Source organism: Olsenella sp. CU969 (assembly GCF_905219715.1).
In the GTDB taxonomy this organism is placed as follows: Bacteria; Actinomycetota; Coriobacteriia; order Coriobacteriales; family Atopobiaceae; genus Granulimonas; species Granulimonas faecalis.
On record NZ_CAJMXC010000036.1, the window covers coordinates 1 to 17311 of the forward strand.

A 17311-nucleotide genomic window follows, 5' to 3' on the forward strand; every position below is an offset into this window, starting at 1 on the left:
GAGGGCGATCACGCGCTCCCGGAGGCCGTCGCGCAGGGCCGTGAGGGCGACGCGCTCGGCGGCCGAGGCCTCGCTGCGCACCGCGAGGGTGAAGGCCACGGCCTCCAGCAGGGCGAGCCCGGCGGCCGCCGTGGGCCCCATGGGGGCGAGCGACACCGCGGCGGGTGCCAGCCACGCCAGGCGCACCCATCGGCGGCGGCTCGAGGCGGCGAGGGCCGCGACGAGGGGGCCGAAGGCCGCGAAGGGCCCCCAGAGGGCGAGGAGCGCGAGGGCCGCGGCCGTCACGGCGTCGCGCCAGCGGGGCCGGGCGAGGTCGAGGAGGCAGGCGAGGCAGAGGGCGGCCAGGAAGGCGGGCGCGTAGGGCTCCAGGGCGGGGGAGAGGAACTGCGCGGCGATGCCGCGCGTCAGCGCGACGGCGTGGTTCATGGTCCTGTCGACGGGCATGGCGGCCACGGGCGCCTCTCTCCTCGGCGGTGGGTGCGGACCTCAGTAGGGTAGCGCACACCACACCGCCCGGCCTGCGCCGCCCGCCGCGCGCCCTGCACCCAAGTCGCGCGCCCTTTCCCCCTTCTCCACCTGAACGCGAATGGGGGCGGCTCCCGGGTCTCGTCGACCCGCGAATCCGCCCCCAACNGCGTTCAGGTGGGGAGACGGTCGCCCTCGATCGCGTTCAGGTGCCGAGAGAGATGCCTGCCGAGAGGGCGTACCGGGGGACCCTAGGCGAAGCTCACGTCGCCCTTGAGCGATTCCACGAGGTCCAGCGGCGCCGGCTGGGTGCCGGACTGCATGGCGTTGGCGGAGCCGGTGGCCATGGCGAGCACCATGACGTCGCGGGTGTCCATGCCGCGGTCGCAGCCCAGCGCCAGCGCCGCCACCACGGAGTCGCCGCAGCCCACGGTGGAGGCCACCTTGACCTTGGGCGAGCACACCACGGTGGCGCCGTCGGCGTCCACGAAGACCGCGCCGTCGCCACCGCGGGAGACCACCACGCGCTCGATGCCGCCTGCCACGAGCTCCCGCGCGGCCTCCACGACCTTCTCGTCGGTGTCGAGGTCGCGGCCGAGCATGGCGCCCAGCTCCACCTCGTTGGGCTTCACCAGGTACGGCTTGGCCTCGAGGCCCAGCTCGAAGGCGCCACCGGAGGCGTCGAGGAACACGCGGGCGCCGGCGTCGCGGCAGGCCCCCACCCAGGTGCGGTACGTGTCGGCCGGGGCGCCGGCGGGCAGGCTGCCGGAGAGCACCACGATGTCGCCCTCCCCCACGATGTCCACGAGGGCGTCGAGCATGGCGGAGANGNCGGNGGCGGTGACGGTGGGGCCGGGCTCGTTGATGTCGGTGTTGGTGTGCAGCTCCTCGTCCACCACCTTGGTGTTGGTGCGGGTCTCGCCCGGGACCTCGAAGGCCCAGCAGTCGATGGAGGCGGCGGCGAGCATGTCCTGGATGCGGCGGCCCACCGACCCGCCGAGNAGGGCCAGNGCGCGGNACNACCCGCCGAGGGCGNNCACCACCTTGGTGACGTTGATGNCCTTGCCGCCCGGGTCCTCGCGCAGGGACCGNACGCGGTTGACCTCGTCGACGGCGAACCCGTCCACGTAGANGGTCTNGTCGAGGGCCGGGTTGAGCGTGACGGTGTAGATCATGGCCAATCCCTTCTGGTCTGTGTGCCGTGTCAGAGGACGTCGACCCCGTGCTCGGAGCATGCCTCGCGGAAACCGGCGGGCAGGCCGTCGTCGCCCACCACCGCGTCCACGGCGTCGAGGCCGCAGATGCGGAAGGTCCCCCGGGNGCCCACCTTGGAGCCGTCCATGAGGGCCACCACGGTGTCCGCCTGCTCGATGCAGGCCCGCTTGAACCGGGCCTCCTCCTCCGAGCCGCAGGTGAAGCCCATGGAGTCGCTGTAGTTGGTGACGCCGAAGAAGAACGTGTCGAAGTGCGCGTCGCGCACGGCCTCCACCACGGCGCTGCCGTTCATGCAGCGGGAGAAGNGGTTGAGGGTGCCTCCGAACACATGGGTCTGGGGGTTCGCGAGACGGGCGAGCTCGCCGGCCACCGTGAGGCTGTTGGTGAAGGCGAGCAGCCGCTCGTCGGGGATGCGGGCCGCGAGCGCCGTGGTGGTGGAGCCGGAGTCGATGCAGATGCAGCTGTCCGGGCGCACGNGNGCCACGGCNTTGGCGGCGATGGCCTCCTTGGCCTCGACGTTGCGCACCGTGCGGCGGTCGAGCAGGTCGTCGGTGCCCACCACGTAGCCCACGGAGCGCGCCCCGCCGTGGATGCGTACGATACGGCGCTCGGCGTCCAGGGCCTTGAGGTCGGTGCGCAGTGTCATCTCGCTGACCCCGGGCAGCTCCTGCTTCACCTGGGCGAACGAGACGCTGCCCTGGCGGTTGACGAGCTCGACGATGCGCTCCCGCCGATGGTNCATCTCCTGGGTCATGGGTCGCTCCCTCACACCGCCCCCTCGGTCTCGGCAATTGTCGTTCCAAAAGGAAAATACCATCGTTTCGCAAGGGGGTGCGGCGACGGGCGAGGCTGACTGAAAAGCCCCACAGGGTCGCCAGGGGGCGGCCCTGTGGGGCTCTCAGGGACCCGGGGATCAGTCGTCGATGGGATCCCAGTTGTCCAGCAGGTAGCGCTCGGCGGCGGCGCACCACAGGCCGTTGTTGGCCTCCACGATGGCGGCCAACTCGCCGAAGCGCGGGTCCTCCACGGCGAGGCCGCGGAAGTCGTCGATGGCGGTGAGCGGCATGCTCACGTGCGTGTAGATGAGCTTCTTGCCGCCGGCGTCTCCGTGCGGGTGAACCACGGTCTTCTGCCGCTTCTGGCCGNCTTCATCGAGCCGGCCAAGATTCTGTTCCTCAACAACGNCATCAACCATGGCACCCNGAGCCCCATCGGGGCCGNGCAGGCCGCCATCATGGGGCGCTCGATCATGTACATGCCCGAGAGCAACCCTGGCCCCGGCGTGCTCCTGGCCTACTGCCTGTTCTCCCGCGACGTCAAGGCCAGGCGGNCCGCTCCCGGCGCNGTGATCATCCACTTCTTCGGCGGCATCCACGAGATCTACTTCCCCTACGTGCTGTCCAACCCCAAGCTCATCGTTGCCCCCATCGCCGGCTCCGCCGCCGCCGTCGCCTGGTTCTCCATGACCGGCTGCGGCCTTGTGGCACCCGCGTCCCCGGGATCCANCATCGCGTACCTGTCCATGACGCCCGTGGCCTATATGCTGCCCACCATCGCGGGCGTGGCCATCTCCGCCGGCGTCTCGTTCGCCGTCGCCGCGCCCATGCTGCGGGCCACGGCCCCTGCCGCCGCCGACGAGGCGGCCGAGGACCTGCGCTCCCAGCTGGGCACCGCCGAGGCTGTGGTCATCTCCAACACCGAGGACGCCGCCATCGTGGTCTGCCAGCGCATCCTTTCCGAGCGCGCCCGCTCGAGCGCCCCGCAGACCCAGATCGCGGTCATCGACAACTTCCTGGACGGCCCGGCCCCCGTTGCCTCCCGCCCCCGACGGGGTATCCTGACCCAATACGGCGGGAACCCGGCGGGAGGGGCGTGCGATGGAGCAGGACACCGACAAGAGGGTCGCCCTCGTGCTCGAGGGCGGCGGGATGCGCGGCATGTTCACGGCCGGCGTGCTCGACGTCTTCCTCGAGCAGGGCTTCCGCGGCTTCAGCCACATCTACGGCGTGTCCGCCGGCGCCATCAACGGCGCCAACTTCAAGGCGGGGCAGGTCGGCCGGTTCTGCCGCGACACGCTGGCCGCCCGCGACAACCCCGCGTTCATGAGCCTCCGGAGCCTCGCCCTCACCGGCAACGTCACCGGGCGCGAGTTCCTCTACGATACGGTCAACACGCGCATGGACCCCTTTGATTGCGCCGCCTTCAACGCCGACCCCGTCCCCTTCACCGTCGTGGCCTCCGACCTCACGTTCGGCACGGCGGCCTACCTCGAGGTGGCCGACCTCCCCGCGCAGATGGACGCCGTCATGGCCTCCTCCTCGCTCCCGTGCCTCTCCGAGGTGGTCGCCTACGACGGGCGTCGGCTCCTCGACGGCGGCACCTGCGACTCTGTGCCGGTGGAGCGGGCCCTGGCCGACGGCGCCGACGAGCTCGTGGTGGTGCTCACCCAGCACCGCGGCTACCGCAAGTCCGAGGCCTACTCCCTCATGGGCGTGGCGCGCCGCCTCTACGGCGACTACCCCTACTACCTCGAGGCCCTGGAGACCCGCGGCGCCCGCTACAACGCTCAGCTGGACCATGTCTTCGAGCTCGAGGCCGAGGGCGTGGCCCACGTGGTGGCCCCCTCCGCCCCGGTGGAACTCGCCCTCATGGAGGAGGACGGCACCAAGCTCCTGGAGCTCTACGTGGACGGCCGCCGCATGGCCGCCGCGCTCCTGCAGTCGCTGGGGTGGGAGGGAAACCCCACCTTCCACTAGGCCCCCGCGACCCGGAGCCCGGCGTGACAGCGGCGCCTGGCCCATCTGTCACTTCGCATGTTCGATGGTCTATGCCGTGCGATGCCCGCCCCGGGGCGCCCGCCGACGCCCCCCCTCCAGGGGCGCCCTGCGGGAGGGGCCTGTCCCAACAGGCCGCTGCGGGGCGNTCGGGCCACCCTGCAACGGCCGGTTGCGGCCGGGAGGCGCCCTCCAAGGCCGCCTTGCCGCAGAATCCCCTTGCGGGGCGCACTCTAAAAGGCATGTGCGCCACGGGGCCCCTGGAGGGGGCGGGGGCGCCACGGTCCCGCCCCCGTGCGGAACCCCTCGGGGACGCCCCTCAGCCGGGCCCTGAGGCCCTTGTCGCGGGGCGCCGTGGCCCACCTGTGGAGAAAGCCCAAACTACCGGCGCTTTTCCGGGCCGTTCGTGTACAATCGACAAGCTTCTTTTGCTGAGCCCCGTAACCTCGTAAAAGAACACGTACCACCAATGCATGGAGGAGTTCGTAGCATGAAGTCGACCAAGTACGCCAAGCCCGGCGAGGTCGCCCGCAAGTGGGTCCTCATCGACGCTGACGGTGCCGTCCTCGGCCGTCTCGCCACGCAGATCGCCACGATCCTGCGCGGCAAGAACAAGCCGCAGTACACCCCGCACGTCGACACCGGCGATTTCGTGATCGTCATCAACGCCGATAAGGTCCAGCTTACCGGCAACAAGGCCGCCCAGAAGAGCTATTGGCGCTACTCTGGCTGGCTCGGCGGTCTCAAGACGGAGTCGTTCGAGGAGGCCATGGCCAAGCACCCCGAGCGCGTCATCGAGCACGCCGTCAAGGGCATGCTCCCCAAGACCACCCTGGGTCGCCAGCAGTTCGGCAAGCTCAAGGTCTACGCCGGCCCTGAGCACCCCCACGAGGCCCAGAACCCCGTCAAGATCGAGCTGGAGGGCTAACCCATGGCTGAGAACACTGTTGTTTACTACGGCACCGGCCGCCGCAAGGAGGCCGTGGCCCGCGTGCGCCTGATCCCGGGCACCGGCAAGTTCATCGTCAACGGCAAGGACGCCCTGGCCTACTTCGGCCGCCAGCACCTGGTCGACGCCGCCCTCGCCCCCTTCCGCGTGACCGATACCCAGGGCCGCNTCGACGTCCTCGCCAAGTGCGACGGCGGCGGCATCTCCGGCCAGTCCGGCGCCGTGCGTCTCGGCGTCGCCCGCGCCCTTCTCGAGGCCGGCGACTACCGTCCCGAGCTCAAGAAGGCCGGCTTCCTCACCCGTGACGCCCGTGCCGTCGAGCGCAAGAAGTACGGCCTCAAGAAGGCCCGCAAGCGCCCGCAGTTCTCCAAGCGTTAAGCCTGGCATCTGCGCAGTCGCCACGAAGATTGTCCTGTGGGGGCCCGTCGTCCGCGACGGGCCCCTTTTCGTTCGCTACGATTAGGCGAGGCGTCACCCACATCGCGCTCATCCGCTGAAAGCAGCTAAAAAGGAGATAGCAGATGAAGTACTTCGGCACCGACGGCTTCCGAGGAAGGGCCAACGAGGGCCTCAACGTCGACCAGGCCTTCAAGATCGGCCGGTACGTGGGCTGGCACTACGGCCTCGAGCAGGGCCGCAAGGCCCGCGTGGTCATCGGCAAGGACACCCGCCGCTCCAGCTACATGTTCGAGGCGGCGCTCATCTCCGGCCTCGTGGCCTNCGGCGCCGACGTNTACATGCTCCACGTCATCCCCACCCCGGGCGTGTGCTACGAGGTGGTNGACGGCAGCTTCGACTGCGGCATCATGATCACCGCGTCCCACAACCCCTTCACCGACAACGGCATCAAGCTCGTCAACCGCGAGGGCTTCAAGATGGACGAGGCCGTGCTCGAGCGCGTGGAGGCCTACATCGACGACGAGTTCGAGATCCCGCTGGCCACCGGCAACGAGATCGGCTGCACCGTGGACTACATGCAGGGCCGCAACCGCTACATCGCGCACCTCATCGCCAGCGCCAACTTCTCGCTCCAGGGCGTCAAGGTGGGCCTTGACTGCGCCAACGGCGCCGCCTCCTCCGTGGCCAAGCCCGTGTTCGACGCCCTCGGCGCCGACGTNCGCGTGATCAACAANGCCCCCGACGGCTTCAACATCAACGTCGACTGCGGCTCCACGCACATCGAGCGCCTCCAGCGCCTCGTGGTGGAGCAGGGCCTCGACGTGGGCTTCGCCTACGACGGCGACGCCGACCGCTGCCTGGCCGTGGACGACCGCGGCCGCGTGGTGGACGGCGACCTCATCCTCTATGTGTGCGGCAAGTACCTCAACAAGCACGGCCGCCTGGCCGGCGGCACCGTGGTGCCCACGGTCATGAGCAACTTCGGGTTCCTCAAGGCTCTGGAGATCGCCCAGCTCAACTACGAGACCACCGCGGTGGGCGACAAGAACGTCTTTGCCTGCATGCGCGAGAACGGCTACTCCCTCGGCGGCGAGCAGTCCGGCCACATCATCTTCGGCGACATCGAGAAGACCGGCGACGGCATCATGACGAGCCTCCGGGTCATGGAGGTCATCCGCGCCGAGCGCGAGACCCTGGCCGAGCTCGTGCGCCCCGTGCGCCTGTTCCCCCAGAAGCTCGTGAACGTCACCGTGGGGGACAAGGACGCCGCCATGGGTGACGGCTCCGTGACGGCCGCCGTGGCCGCCGCCGAGGAGCGCCTGGCCGGCAACGGCCGCATCCTCGTGCGCGCCAGCGGCACCGAGCCCCTCGTGCGCGTCATGGTGGAGGCCGAGACCGAGGACCTCGCCGCCGAGCTCGCCGAGTCCGTGGCCGACGTNANCNGNGCCCTCGCCTAGACGGGGCCGTCCCCCGCAAACCAGACCAAAGGAGACCTGTCATGTGCGGCATCGTTGGCTACACCGGCGCGCGTCAGGCGCTGCCCTTCCTCATCGACGGCCTGACCACCCTCGAGTACCGCGGCTACGACTCCGCGGGCGTGGCGCTCGTGACGCCCCAGGACGACATCCTCCAGATCAAGTGCAAGGGCCGCGTGGCCGCCCTCGCCGAGCTCTGCGAGCGGTTCGACACCGCCTCCACCTGCGGCATCGCCCACACCCGCTGGGCCACCCACGGCGAGCCGAGCGACGCCAACGCGCACCCGCATCAGGACTGNGNCGGCACCCTCTCCGTGGTGCACAACGGCATCGTGGAGAACTACCAGGCCCTCCAGGAGGAGCTCTCCCGGGCAGGCCACACGTTCCGCTCCCANACCGACTCCGAGGTGATCGCCCACCTGGTGGAGGACGCCCTGGCCGGCCCCGCGGAGGGCGACCTGCTCACGGCCGTCTCCCTGGCCTGCTCGCGCCTCGAGGGCTCCTGGGCCATGGCCCTCGTGGACGCCGCGGACCCCGGCACCATCGTCTGCGCCCGCAAGGGCTCGCCCCTGGTGCTCGCCTCCACCGACGACGGCGCCTATGCCGCCTCNGACGTCACGGCCCTCGCCGGCATCACCAACCACGTGGTCAACCTGGACGACGGCCAGCTCGCGCGCCTCTCGCCCGACGGCACCGTCGAGGTCTTCGAGAGCGACCTCTCCGTCTGCGCAAGCCCCGACTCCTTCGACATCGACTGGGATGCCGGCGCCGCCGCCATGGGCGACTACCCCGACTTCATGGCCAAGGAGATCGCCGAGCAGCCCGAGGCCATCGAGCGCCTCCTCAAGGACCGCCTCACGCCCAAGGGCATCCGCCTCGACGAGCTCGAGATGACCGACGCCGAGATCGCCGCCATCGACCGCGTCTACATCGTGGCCTGCGGCACCTCCTACCACGTGGGCCTCATTGCCCGCTCCCTCATCGAGTCGTGGGCGCGCANCCCGGTCTCGGTGGAGCCCGCCAGCGAGTTCAACTACGAGGANGTGCTGNTCTCCGACCACACCCTCTGCATCATCATCACCCAGTCCGGCGAGACGGCCGACACCCTTGCCAGCGCCCGCAAGATGCACGCCGCCGGCGCCAAGGTGCTCGCCGTGACCAACGTCATCGGCTCATCCGCCGCCCGCGAGGCCGACGGTGTTCTCTATGTGCAGGCCGGCCCCGAGGTGGCCGTGGCCTCCACCAAGGCCTACACGGCCCAGATGGTGGCCTCCGTGCTCGTGGCCCTGTTCCTCGCCCAGCGCAACGGCTCCCTCGGCTACCGCGAGGTCTCCCGCCGCTTCCGCGAGCTCGAGCGCGTGCCCGGCCTCATCCGCGAGGTGCTCGCCCGCGCGTGGCAGGACGAGGCCGCGGCCCACGCCTTCATCGGCGCCGGGTCGTCGCTGTTCCTGGGCCGCGGGCTCAACTCCACCACGGCCGCCGTGGGCGCACTCAAGCTCAAGGAGATCAGCTACCTCCATGCCGAGGCCTATCCGGCGGGCGAGATGAAGCACGGCCCCATCGCCCTCATCGACCCGGGCTTTCCCGTGGTGGTCATCTGCCCGGACGACCGTGTGCGCTATAAGACCATCTCCAACATCCAGGAGGTCAAGGCCCGCGGCGCCGTGGTGGTGTCGGTGGCNACGGACGGCGACCAGAAGATCGCCCAGCTCTCCGACTACCTGCTCATGATCCCGCCGGCGCCCGAGTACTACGTGCCCATCGTCGCCGTGGTGCACCTGCAGATGCTGGCCCGCTACGTGGCGCTGGCCCGCGGCTGCGACGTGGACAAGCCGCGCAACCTCGCCAAGTCGGTCACGGTGGAGTAGGCCGTGGCCTGCGCCGGCGTCGGGGTCGACATGGTCGAGATCGCCCGCATGGAGCGGGTGCTGGAGCGCACGCCCCGGTTCAGGGAGCGGGTGTTCACGGCCGAGGAGCGCGCCTACTGCGACGGCCGGGCCCGGCCCGCGGAGTCGTACGCCGCGCGCTTCGCGGCCCGCGAGGCCGTGCTCAAGGCCTTGGGCTGCGGCTTTGCGGGCATGGGCCTCGCCGACGTCTCGGTGGTGCCCGACCCGCGCACCGGCCCCCCCAAGGCGCGCCTCGCCGGCGCCGCCGCCCGGCTGGCCGCCGAGCGGGGCGTCGTGGAGGTGGCGCTCTCGCTCTCCCACACCCGCGACGTGGCCCAGGCCATCGCCGTGGCGGTGACCGAGGACGCCCGCCCTCCCAAGGAGGAGCGGCCCGACCCGGCGGCCGAGCTCACCCGCTCGTTCAAGGAGGCGCGCTCGGTCCTCGACGACCTGGAGCGCGTCCAGGAGACAGAATGGAAGGCCGCCCAGGCGGCCCAGCCCGCGCCCGCGGGCCCCGAGGAGGTCTGATCCCATGCAACCGGTTCTCAACGTCGAAGACGTCCGCAAGGTCGAGCAGGACCTCACGCTGGAGGGTGTGAGCCTCGCCGAACTCATGCGCCGTGCCGGCCACGCCGTGGCCCAGGAGGTGCTCGACCTCGGCAACCTCGGGCCTGTGGTGGTGCTCTGCGGCACCGGCAACAACGGCGGCGACGGCTGGGTGGCGGCCGAGCTCATGGCCAAGGCCGGTGCCCAGGTGGAGGTCATGACCCCCGTGGAGCCCGAGTCCCTCAAGAGCCCCCTCGCCCTCATGGTCGCCCAGTCGGCCGTGAACGCCGGCGTGCCGTTCTTCGTGGCCCCCAGCCGCGACGAGCTCGACGCCCACCTGGCCCAGGCGGCCGTGGTGGTGGACGCCCTGCTCGGCACCGGGTTCCACGGCGAGCCTGCCGCGCCCTTCGACATCTGGATCGACGCGGTCAACGCCAGCGGCGCCCACGTGGTGGCCGTGGACGTGCCGAGCGGCCTCTCGGCCCAGACCGGCCACGCCCCGGGCGGCGCCGTCTTCGCCGACACCACGGTGACCATGATCTGCCTCAAGCCGGGCCTGCTCTCGGGCCGCGGCCGCGACGTCTGCGGCGCCATCGTGCTCGCGCCCCTCGCCGAGCAGGCCGAGCGCCTCGTGGTGGAGGCCGACCCGGTGGCCTGGCGCTGCGACACGGCCGACTACCTCGAGACCCTCCGGGAGCCCACGGCCGACGTCGACAAGTACTCCCGTGGCTCCGTCCTCGTGGTGGGCGGCTCCACGCGCTTCCCCGGCGCCGCCGTCATGGCCNCCATGGCGGCCGCCCGCTCCGGTGCCGGCTACGTCACCCTCGTGGTNCCCGACCGCATCGCCACGGTGTGACGCACCCACCTCCTCGAGATCCCCGTGGTGGGGCTCCCCACCAACGAGGAGGGGATGTTCTCGGCCGNCGCCCGCACNGAGATCGTCAAGATGGCCGAGCAGCGCAGCTGCGTGCTCTGCGGCNCCGGCATGGGCGTGTGCGCCGACACCGTCTCGGTGGTCTCGTCGCTCCTCGAGTGCGACGTCCCCCTCGTGCTCGACGCCGACGCCCTCAANGCGCTGTCTCGCATGACCACGAACCGCCTGGACAACTTCCCCGAGCTCATCCGCCGCGAGGCGCCGCTCGTGCTCACCCCGCACCGCCGGGAGCTCGGCCGCCTCGTGGGCCAGCCCGGCGAGCCGCCCAGCTCCCTCACCGCCGCCCTCGAGGCCGCTCGCCGCATCGTCTGGGCCGACGGCGGCTCCGACATCTGCGTGGTGGCCAAGGGCGAGTCCACGGGCTGCGTGGGCGTCGAGATCGCCCTGCTCCCCAAACCCGGCCCTGCGTGCCTGGCCACCGCCGGTTCCGGCGACGTGCTCGGCGGCATCATGGCGGNGCTCCTCGCCCGCGGCGTCGTGGAGAACGACGTGCTCCCCCTCGTNTGCGCCTTCGCCTNCGAGGTCCACGGGTTCGCCGCCAACCTCGCCGCCGAGGCCCACGGCAGCCGCGGCGTGATGGCCTCCGACCTCATCGGCAACCTCGGCCTCGCCCTCGACGCCATGGAGGAGCAGGTCTCGCTGGCCNCCGCCGGNGTGTCGCCCGAGGAAGGTGAGTGAGGTGGCNGAGAGCCGCTGCCCCGACACCCGCTGGGCCTGGGTGGAGGTGAGCCGCTCCGCCATCCGTCACAACACCCGCGAGTACAAGAAGCGCCTCGCACGGGGCGTCAAGCTCATGTGCGTGGTGAAGGCCGACGCCTACGGCCACGGTGCCGCCGTGTGCGCCCCCCTCATGGCCGCGTCCGGCGCCGACGCCTTCGCCGTGGCCACGGTGCGCGAGGGCATCGCCCTGCGCGAGGCCGAGGTCTCCAAGCCTATCCTCGTCCTCTCGCAGCCCCCTGCCACGGCCATCCCCGACCTCCTCGCCTACGACCTCATGCCCTCGGTCTACACCACGGAGTTCGCCCTGGCCTTTGGCGAGTACGCCGCGGCCGGCGGCGGCCAGGGGGCCTACCACCTGGCGCTGGACACCGGCATGCCGCGCATAGGCGTGCCCTGGGCCGAGGCCGTGGAGTTCCGGCGCGCCGTGGACTTCCACTCCGGTCTCGTGTGCGCCGGCACCTTCACGCACTTCGCCACGGCGGACGTGCCGGGCGACTGGGACTGGGAGCTCCAACGCAGCCACTTCGACGAGGCTGTGGCGGCCCTGCGCGACGCCGGGTTCGACCCGGGCCTCGTTCACTNCGACAACACCCCCTCGGTGGTGCTCCACAAGGACACCCACTACGACATGGTGCGCGTGGGTATCGGCCTCTACGGCCTGCACCCCTGCGAGCCCAGCCGCGACCACATCGACCTCGAACCGGCCATGGCCGTGCGCGCCCGGGTCACCCGCTGCGGCTGGCCGCCGGTGGGTACGGGGGTCTCCTACGGCATGACCTGGCGCGTGACCACCTCCTCGGTGCAGGTGGCCACGATTCCCGTCGGCTACGCCGACGGCTACGGGCGCATCCTCTCCAACCGCGCCGAGGTGCTCTGCCGCGGCCGGCGCCACCGCCAGGTGGGCAACGTCTGCATGGACCAGTGCATGTTCGCCGTGGAGGTCAACCAGGTGCGGCNGTACCGCCCCTGCGGCCCCGTGGAGGAGGGCGACCTCGTCACCCTCATGGGTGTGGACGGCGACGAGGAGATAACGGCCGAGGAGCTCGCCGAGCTGTCGGGCACCATCAACTACGAGGTCGTCTGCGACTTCGGCCTCAGGCTCGAGAAGGTCTACGTCTAAGGGGGCAGCCATGGCCATGCTCAAGATCCCGGGTTACGAGAATCANCNCCCCGGCGAGGTGCCGCTGTCGGCCGTGCGCGACCTCCTCGGCGACTGCCGCAGGTGCCCGCTCTGCGAGACGCGCACGAACATCGTGTTCGGCGACGGTGACGCCTACGCCCGCGTGGTCATCGTNGGCGAGGCCNCGGGCNAGAACGAGGACCTCTCCGGCGTGCCCTTCGTGGGTGCCGCCGGCAAGAAGCTCGACGCCCTGCTCGAGATCGCCGGCCTCAGGCGCGATGAGGTCTACATCTGCAACGTCCTCAAGTGCCGCCCGCCCTCCAACCGCGACCCGCGGCCCGAGGAGATCGCGGAGTGCAGCCCGTTTTTGCGGGAGCAGATCCGTAGCGTCTGGCCCGACGTCATCGTGTGCCTGGGCAACTTTGCCACGAGGTTCATCCTGCGTACCGAGNAGGGCATCACGTCGCTCCGCGGCCGCTTCTACGAGACGGGGCACTTCCACGTGCTGCCGGTGTTCCACCCCGCCGCGGCCATCTACGACCGCACCAAGCAGGCGAGCCTCGAGGCCGACTTCGCGCTCCTCGGCCAATGGCTGGCCGAGCACCCGGCCGCCCCTGCCCCCGCGGCGGGCGGCGTCCCCGTGGGGGAGGAGTGACGATGGGAGTCACCTGCGACGATACCGCCATGGACGGCCTCACCCGCACCGGGGAGGGCCGCTACGCCTCCACCTCGGCCGAGGCCACCCAGGCCCTGGGGGAGCTTCTGGGGGCCCTTCTCGGCGAGGGCGACCTTGTGATCCTCACGGGCGACCTCGGGGCCGGCAAGACCCAGCTCACCAAGGGGGTGGCCCGGGCCTTGGGCTGCACCGACGACGTCACGAGCCCCACGTTCAACATCATGGCCGTCCACCGGGGCGAGACCCTGGACCTCTACCACTTCGACCTCTACCGCCTGGACAACGCCGACCAGCTGGGCGACGCCGGCGTGCTCGACGTCGCCGGCGTGGAGGGGGCGAGCCTGGTGGAGTGGGGCGAGGCCTTTGCCGACGACCTCGGCGACGAGCGCCTGGACGTGGCCATATCGCGCGCACCCGTGGAGGGCGGCGCCGAGCCGGCCCTGACCGTGGAGGTGCGGNGCGCGGGCGTGCGGGGCGCGGAGCTCGCNNCGGCCCTGGACGCGGCGGTGGCGGGGTCCGTCGGCTGAGGCCCGTCTCTTCATGGGCGTCCCGGGGAACTAGAATGGCGTGGTGCAACCCGAGCCTTTGGAGGACCTGCCCATGACCACACCAGACCGCGTCGTCCTTGCCTTCGACACCTCCACCGACGAGCTTGCCTGTGCCGTGGCGCGGGTGGGCGTTGGCGACGGCCGCCGGCGCGTGGAGGTCCTGGCCTCGGGCGACCGTCCGTGCCGTCGCCAAGCCAACGTGGAGCTCGTGCCCACGTGCCTTGGCCTTCTCGACGAGGCGGGCCTTTCCATGGGCGACGTGGACCGCGTGGTGGTGGGCCGCGGCCCCGGGTCCTTCACGGGGGTGCGCATCGGCATCGCCACGGCCAAGGGCCTGGGCTGCGGGCTCGACCGCCCGGTGGCGGGCGCCTCCACCCTGGACGCCGTGGCCTGGCGCGCCTGGGCCGCCGGCGTGCGCGGCCTCGTGGGCGTGGTGGGCGACGCCATGCGCCGCGAGGTCTACCCGGGCCTCTATGGCGTGGACGACGAGGGACCCAAGCGGCTCTTCTCGGTGGAGACGGTGATGAAGGCACCGGCCGCCGCGGCGGCGTGGGCCGACCGCGCGGACGGCGCCGACATCCAGCTCACCGGCGACGGTCTCAGGAAGTACCGCGGGCTCTTTGCCGAGGCGGGCCTCACCGCCGTGCTGCCCGAGGCGCTCTGGCACCCCACGGGGGAGTCGCTGCTCCTCTCGGCCGCGGCCGACCCCGCCCTCTGGGAGGGCGACGGCCATCCCGCCCTCGTCCTGCCGGTGTACACGCGCCTCTCGGACGCCGAGGAGCNCGAGCTCNANCGCCTGGGCATGGCCGAGCCGGCCACCGTGGCCACCACCGGCGTCGACGACGCCCTGGCCGGCCGCCACCTCCAGCTGCGCCCCATGGGCGTGAACGACGCGCCCCAGGTGGNNCTNCTCGATCACGCCGTCTTCGCCGGCACCGAGCACACTCCGTGGAACGAGGCCATGTTCTCCCAGGAGCTGGGGGCCGAGGGCCGTACCTGGTGGGTGGCCCACGACCAGGGCGAGGTGGTGGGCTTCGCCGGCGCCCAGATGGCCGGCGACGACCTCGAGGTGCTCGACGTCTGCGTGAGCCCGGCCCGGCGCCGGGAGGGCGTCGGCCGCAGGCTCCTGGCCCGGGTGACCTACGACGGCCAGATGCTCGGCGCCCGCACGGCGTCCCTCGAGGTCTTCGAGGACAACGCCGCCGCCCGGGCGCTCTACGGCTCCGTGGGCTTCTCCGAGGCCGGCCGGCGCCCCGACTACTACGGCAGCGGCCGCGACGCCCTCATCCTCACGGCGTCCCTGCCCCTCTCCATCGCCGCCAGCGACGACCTGCCCGACCCCACGGCCGCCGTGGAGCCCTGGCCCATGGTCGACGCGGGCCGCACGGCCGAGGCTGTCGCTGCCGTCGAGGCGGCAAAACCGCTGGTGCTGTCCATCGAGAGCTCCTGCGACGAGACCGCCATGGCCGTCNTNGACNGCACGGGCGAGATCGTGGCCAACGTGGTGGCCACCCAGATCGACTTCCACGCGCGCTTTGGCGGCGTGNTGCCCGAGATCGCCAGCCGCAAGCACACCGAGGCCGTGGTGGGCGTCTTCGAGGAGGCCATGGCCCAGGCGGGCGCGCACTTCGGCTGCAAGACGCTTCTGGTCTCCGACCTCGACTGCGTGGGCGTCACCCAGGGCCCTGGCCTCGTGGGCGCCCTCGNGGTGGGCATCGCCTTCGCCAAGGGGCTCGCCGCTGCCGCCGGGATCCCCCTCGTGGGGGTGAACCACCTGGAGGGCCACCTCTACGCCAACCTCTTCGAGACCCCCGACCTCGAGCCGCCCTTCGTGGCGAGCCTCGTCTCGGGTGGCCACACCATGCTCGTCCACGTGCGCGGCTGGGGCGACTACGAGGTGTTGGGAGAGACCATCGACGACGCCGTGGGGGAGGCCTTCGACAAGGTGGCCAAGGCCCTGGGCCTGGGTTACCCCGGCGGCCCCGTGATCAGCCGCCTCGCCGAGCAGGGCGACCCCAAGGCGGTGGCGTTCCCGCGGGCCATGCTCCACAGCCACGACTACCGGTTCTCGCTCTCAGGCCTCAAGACCGCGGTGATCACCCACATCGAGGCCGAGAACGCCGCCGGGCGCCCCATCGACCTGCCCGACCTCGCCGCGAGCTTCCAGGCCGCCGTCNTCGACGTGCAGGTGGCNAAGGNNCTCACGGCCGTNGAGGAGTGCGACGTGGAGGACTTCTGCGTGGGCGGCGGCGTCGCGGCCAACCCGGCCCTGCGTACGGCCTACCGCGTGTGCCTGGGCGAGCGGGGTGTGCGGGTGACCGTGCCGCCCATGAACGCNTGCACCGANAATGCNGCCATGATCGCNCTGGTGGCCCTGCGNGACTACCATGCCGGCCGGCTGGTCCCGCTGTCGATGGACGGGGACCCCAACATGTCGCTGTAGGGGCGCCTGCTGTCCCGGCCTCACCGCCCGGCCATGCCAAAGCGAGCTTTGGCATGGGATTCTCGCCCGGTAGGTGCCAAGAGCCCATGCTGGAGGCCGCTACGGCATGGGTTTCTCGGCGTCTGGAGGCCAAAACCCATGCCACAGGCCCCTCCGGCATGGAGGCATATCATAAAGTGAGAAACATGCGAAGTGACAGATGGGCCAGGCACCGCTGTCACACCACTGTCACCGCTGTCACGCCTTGGAGAAGGACCACAGCGCCCGCGCCTGGGAGAGGGTGCGTTCCAGGTTCCAGGGCTGCTCGGTCCTCGGCTCCGAGTTGGGGTCCATGACCTGCAGGCGCCCGGCGTCGTCCACGGCGGTGAGCACGATGAAGTGCCCGCTGCTCGTGAAGTCGCCCGGGCCCATGGAGGCGATGACGGGCCTGCCTGCGGCCAGCTCCGCCCGCACGGCGCCGGCGTCGGCCGCCACCGGCCGCGACGCGAGGCCCACCGAGGCGGCGCCCTCGTCCATGAGGGTCCAGGCGGTGAGGCCGTCGGTCACATGGCCGCCCCGCTCCGACAGGCGCGCGGCGTCCACCGGCGTGAGGTCGCCGCGCCCCGTGACCGCCACGTACACGGCCGAGAGGCACGTGGGCCCGCAGCCGGCCTCCCCGACGGTCTGCCCGGCGTAGGGCTCCCCGGACCAGGCGGGGTCGGTCTGGTACAGCCGCGGCACGCTGCCCTGGCGCCACTGCCCCGCAGGGTCTCTCGCCCACGAGCCGTCCGCCGCCCGCGCCGCCGTACCCGCCAGACCAAAGGCCACGGCCACGAGGCAGAGGGCGACCACGGCCGCAAGGACCATGAGCNNNATGGCGCCCACGCGTCGGTGGGGCGGTTCCTGCCAGGACGCCGGTGCGGGAAACGCCNCGCTCTCGTCCGGGTAGGGGTTGGCGGCAACGGTGGTGGGTCGCGTGTCCATGGGGTCCTCCTCACGTCGCGTCTCGGTGTCCCCATCGTCCGCCCTGCCTCCCGGAAAGTCCGTGACGGGCGCCTTACGCTTGCTGACAAGCCCGTAAGGGTGGCTTACGAATTCCTTACGGTGGCCTGACAGGGCCGTCCGGCACTCGCAGTCCCCCTAGACTGGGGGCAACGGAGCGGGGAGAGGGGAGAGCCATGG

The 17311-nt window shown here is 71.5% G+C and carries 18 protein-coding genes; 12 read left to right on the plus strand and 6 right to left on the minus strand.

Going from position 1 to position 17311, the window contains the following annotated elements; genetic code table 11:
• From JX283_RS05020 to JX283_RS05040, 5 genes are all read right to left on the minus strand, one after another.
• Window positions 1-453 (minus strand): hypothetical protein (locus tag JX283_RS05020; protein WP_204829605.1); only part of this gene is annotated, 453 nt, incomplete at its 3' end.
• 263 nt (window positions 454-716) lie between these two features.
• On the minus strand, window positions 717-1640 hold the full coding sequence (gene pfkB, locus JX283_RS05025) for a 1-phosphofructokinase (RefSeq protein WP_204829606.1): 924 nt from the start codon (window positions 1638-1640) through the stop codon (window positions 717-719).
• Window positions 1641-1669: 29 nt separating this feature from the next.
• A complete protein-coding gene (locus JX283_RS05030; RefSeq protein ID WP_204829607.1) occupies window positions 1670-2434 on the minus strand; it encodes a DeoR/GlpR family DNA-binding transcription regulator in 765 nt (254 codons plus the stop codon).
• Window positions 2435-2593: 159 nt separating this feature from the next.
• Window positions 2594-2803 (minus strand): hypothetical protein, encoded by a 210-nt coding sequence (locus JX283_RS05035; RefSeq protein WP_204408006.1) that lies wholly within the window; start codon window positions 2801-2803, stop codon window positions 2594-2596.
• A gap of 413 nt (window positions 2804-3216) precedes the next feature.
• Window positions 3217-3462, minus strand: coding sequence for a hypothetical protein (locus JX283_RS05040; RefSeq protein ID WP_135978910.1), 246 nt, complete (start codon window positions 3460-3462; stop codon window positions 3217-3219).
• Between the two features lie 95 nt (window positions 3463-3557).
• On the opposite strand from JX283_RS05040, the gene JX283_RS05045 reads away from it, so the two are divergent.
• The 12 genes from JX283_RS05045 (at window position 3558) to tsaD (ending at window position 16150) form a co-directional block, all read left to right on the plus strand.
• The gene (locus tag JX283_RS05045) at window positions 3558-4436 is read left to right on the plus strand and encodes a patatin family protein (protein WP_135978911.1); all 879 of its coding nucleotides are present in this window, start codon (window positions 3558-3560) and stop codon (window positions 4434-4436) included.
• A gap of 508 nt (window positions 4437-4944) precedes the next feature.
• Window positions 4945-5382 (plus strand): 50S ribosomal protein L13, encoded by a 438-nt coding sequence (gene rplM, locus JX283_RS05050; RefSeq protein ID WP_135978912.1) that lies wholly within the window; start codon window positions 4945-4947, stop codon window positions 5380-5382.
• A gap of 3 nt (window positions 5383-5385) precedes the next feature.
• Window positions 5386-5781: a 30S ribosomal protein S9 gene (gene rpsI, locus JX283_RS05055; RefSeq protein WP_204829608.1), complete on the plus strand. Its 396-nt coding sequence runs from the start codon at window positions 5386-5388 to the stop codon at window positions 5779-5781.
• A 143-nt stretch (window positions 5782-5924) separates the two neighbouring features.
• On the plus strand, window positions 5925-7259 hold the full coding sequence (gene glmM, locus JX283_RS05060) for a phosphoglucosamine mutase (RefSeq protein ID WP_204829609.1): 1335 nt from the start codon (window positions 5925-5927) through the stop codon (window positions 7257-7259).
• Between the two features lie 41 nt (window positions 7260-7300).
• Complete coding sequence (gene glmS / locus JX283_RS05065) at window positions 7301-9145, plus strand: glutamine--fructose-6-phosphate transaminase (isomerizing) (protein WP_204829610.1); 1845 nt, start codon at window positions 7301-7303, stop codon at window positions 9143-9145.
• A 3-nt stretch (window positions 9146-9148) separates the two neighbouring features.
• A complete protein-coding gene (locus JX283_RS05070) occupies window positions 9149-9691 on the plus strand; it encodes a holo-ACP synthase (protein ID WP_204829611.1) in 543 nt (180 codons plus the stop codon).
• 4 nt (window positions 9692-9695) lie between these two features.
• Window positions 9696-10565, plus strand: coding sequence for an NAD(P)H-hydrate epimerase (locus JX283_RS08825; protein ID WP_370583416.1), 870 nt, complete (start codon window positions 9696-9698; stop codon window positions 10563-10565).
• A gap of 24 nt (window positions 10566-10589) precedes the next feature.
• Window positions 10590-11321, plus strand: a complete 732-nt coding sequence (locus tag JX283_RS08830; protein WP_370583417.1) for an NAD(P)H-hydrate dehydratase — start codon at window positions 10590-10592, stop codon at window positions 11319-11321.
• 1 nt (window position 11322) lies between these two features.
• Window positions 11323-12483, plus strand: coding sequence for an alanine racemase (alr, locus tag JX283_RS05080; protein ID WP_204829612.1), 1161 nt, complete (start codon window positions 11323-11325; stop codon window positions 12481-12483).
• A 10-nt stretch (window positions 12484-12493) separates the two neighbouring features.
• A complete protein-coding gene (locus tag JX283_RS05085) occupies window positions 12494-13138 on the plus strand; it encodes a uracil-DNA glycosylase (protein WP_204829613.1) in 645 nt (214 codons plus the stop codon).
• A gap of 2 nt (window positions 13139-13140) precedes the next feature.
• Window positions 13141-13686 (plus strand): tRNA (adenosine(37)-N6)-threonylcarbamoyltransferase complex ATPase subunit type 1 TsaE, encoded by a 546-nt coding sequence (gene tsaE / locus JX283_RS05090; RefSeq protein ID WP_239652472.1) that lies wholly within the window; start codon window positions 13141-13143, stop codon window positions 13684-13686.
• Between the two features lie 73 nt (window positions 13687-13759).
• On the plus strand, window positions 13760-16150 hold the full coding sequence (tsaD, locus tag JX283_RS05095) for a tRNA (adenosine(37)-N6)-threonylcarbamoyltransferase complex transferase subunit TsaD (protein ID WP_204829614.1): 2391 nt from the start codon (window positions 13760-13762) through the stop codon (window positions 16148-16150).
• A 237-nt stretch (window positions 16151-16387) separates the two neighbouring features.
• Here tsaD and JX283_RS05100 read toward each other — a convergent pair whose 3' ends face one another.
• On the minus strand, window positions 16388-17113 hold the full coding sequence (locus tag JX283_RS05100) for a C39 family peptidase (RefSeq protein ID WP_239652473.1): 726 nt from the start codon (window positions 17111-17113) through the stop codon (window positions 16388-16390).
• Window positions 17114-17311 lie beyond the last annotated feature (198 nt).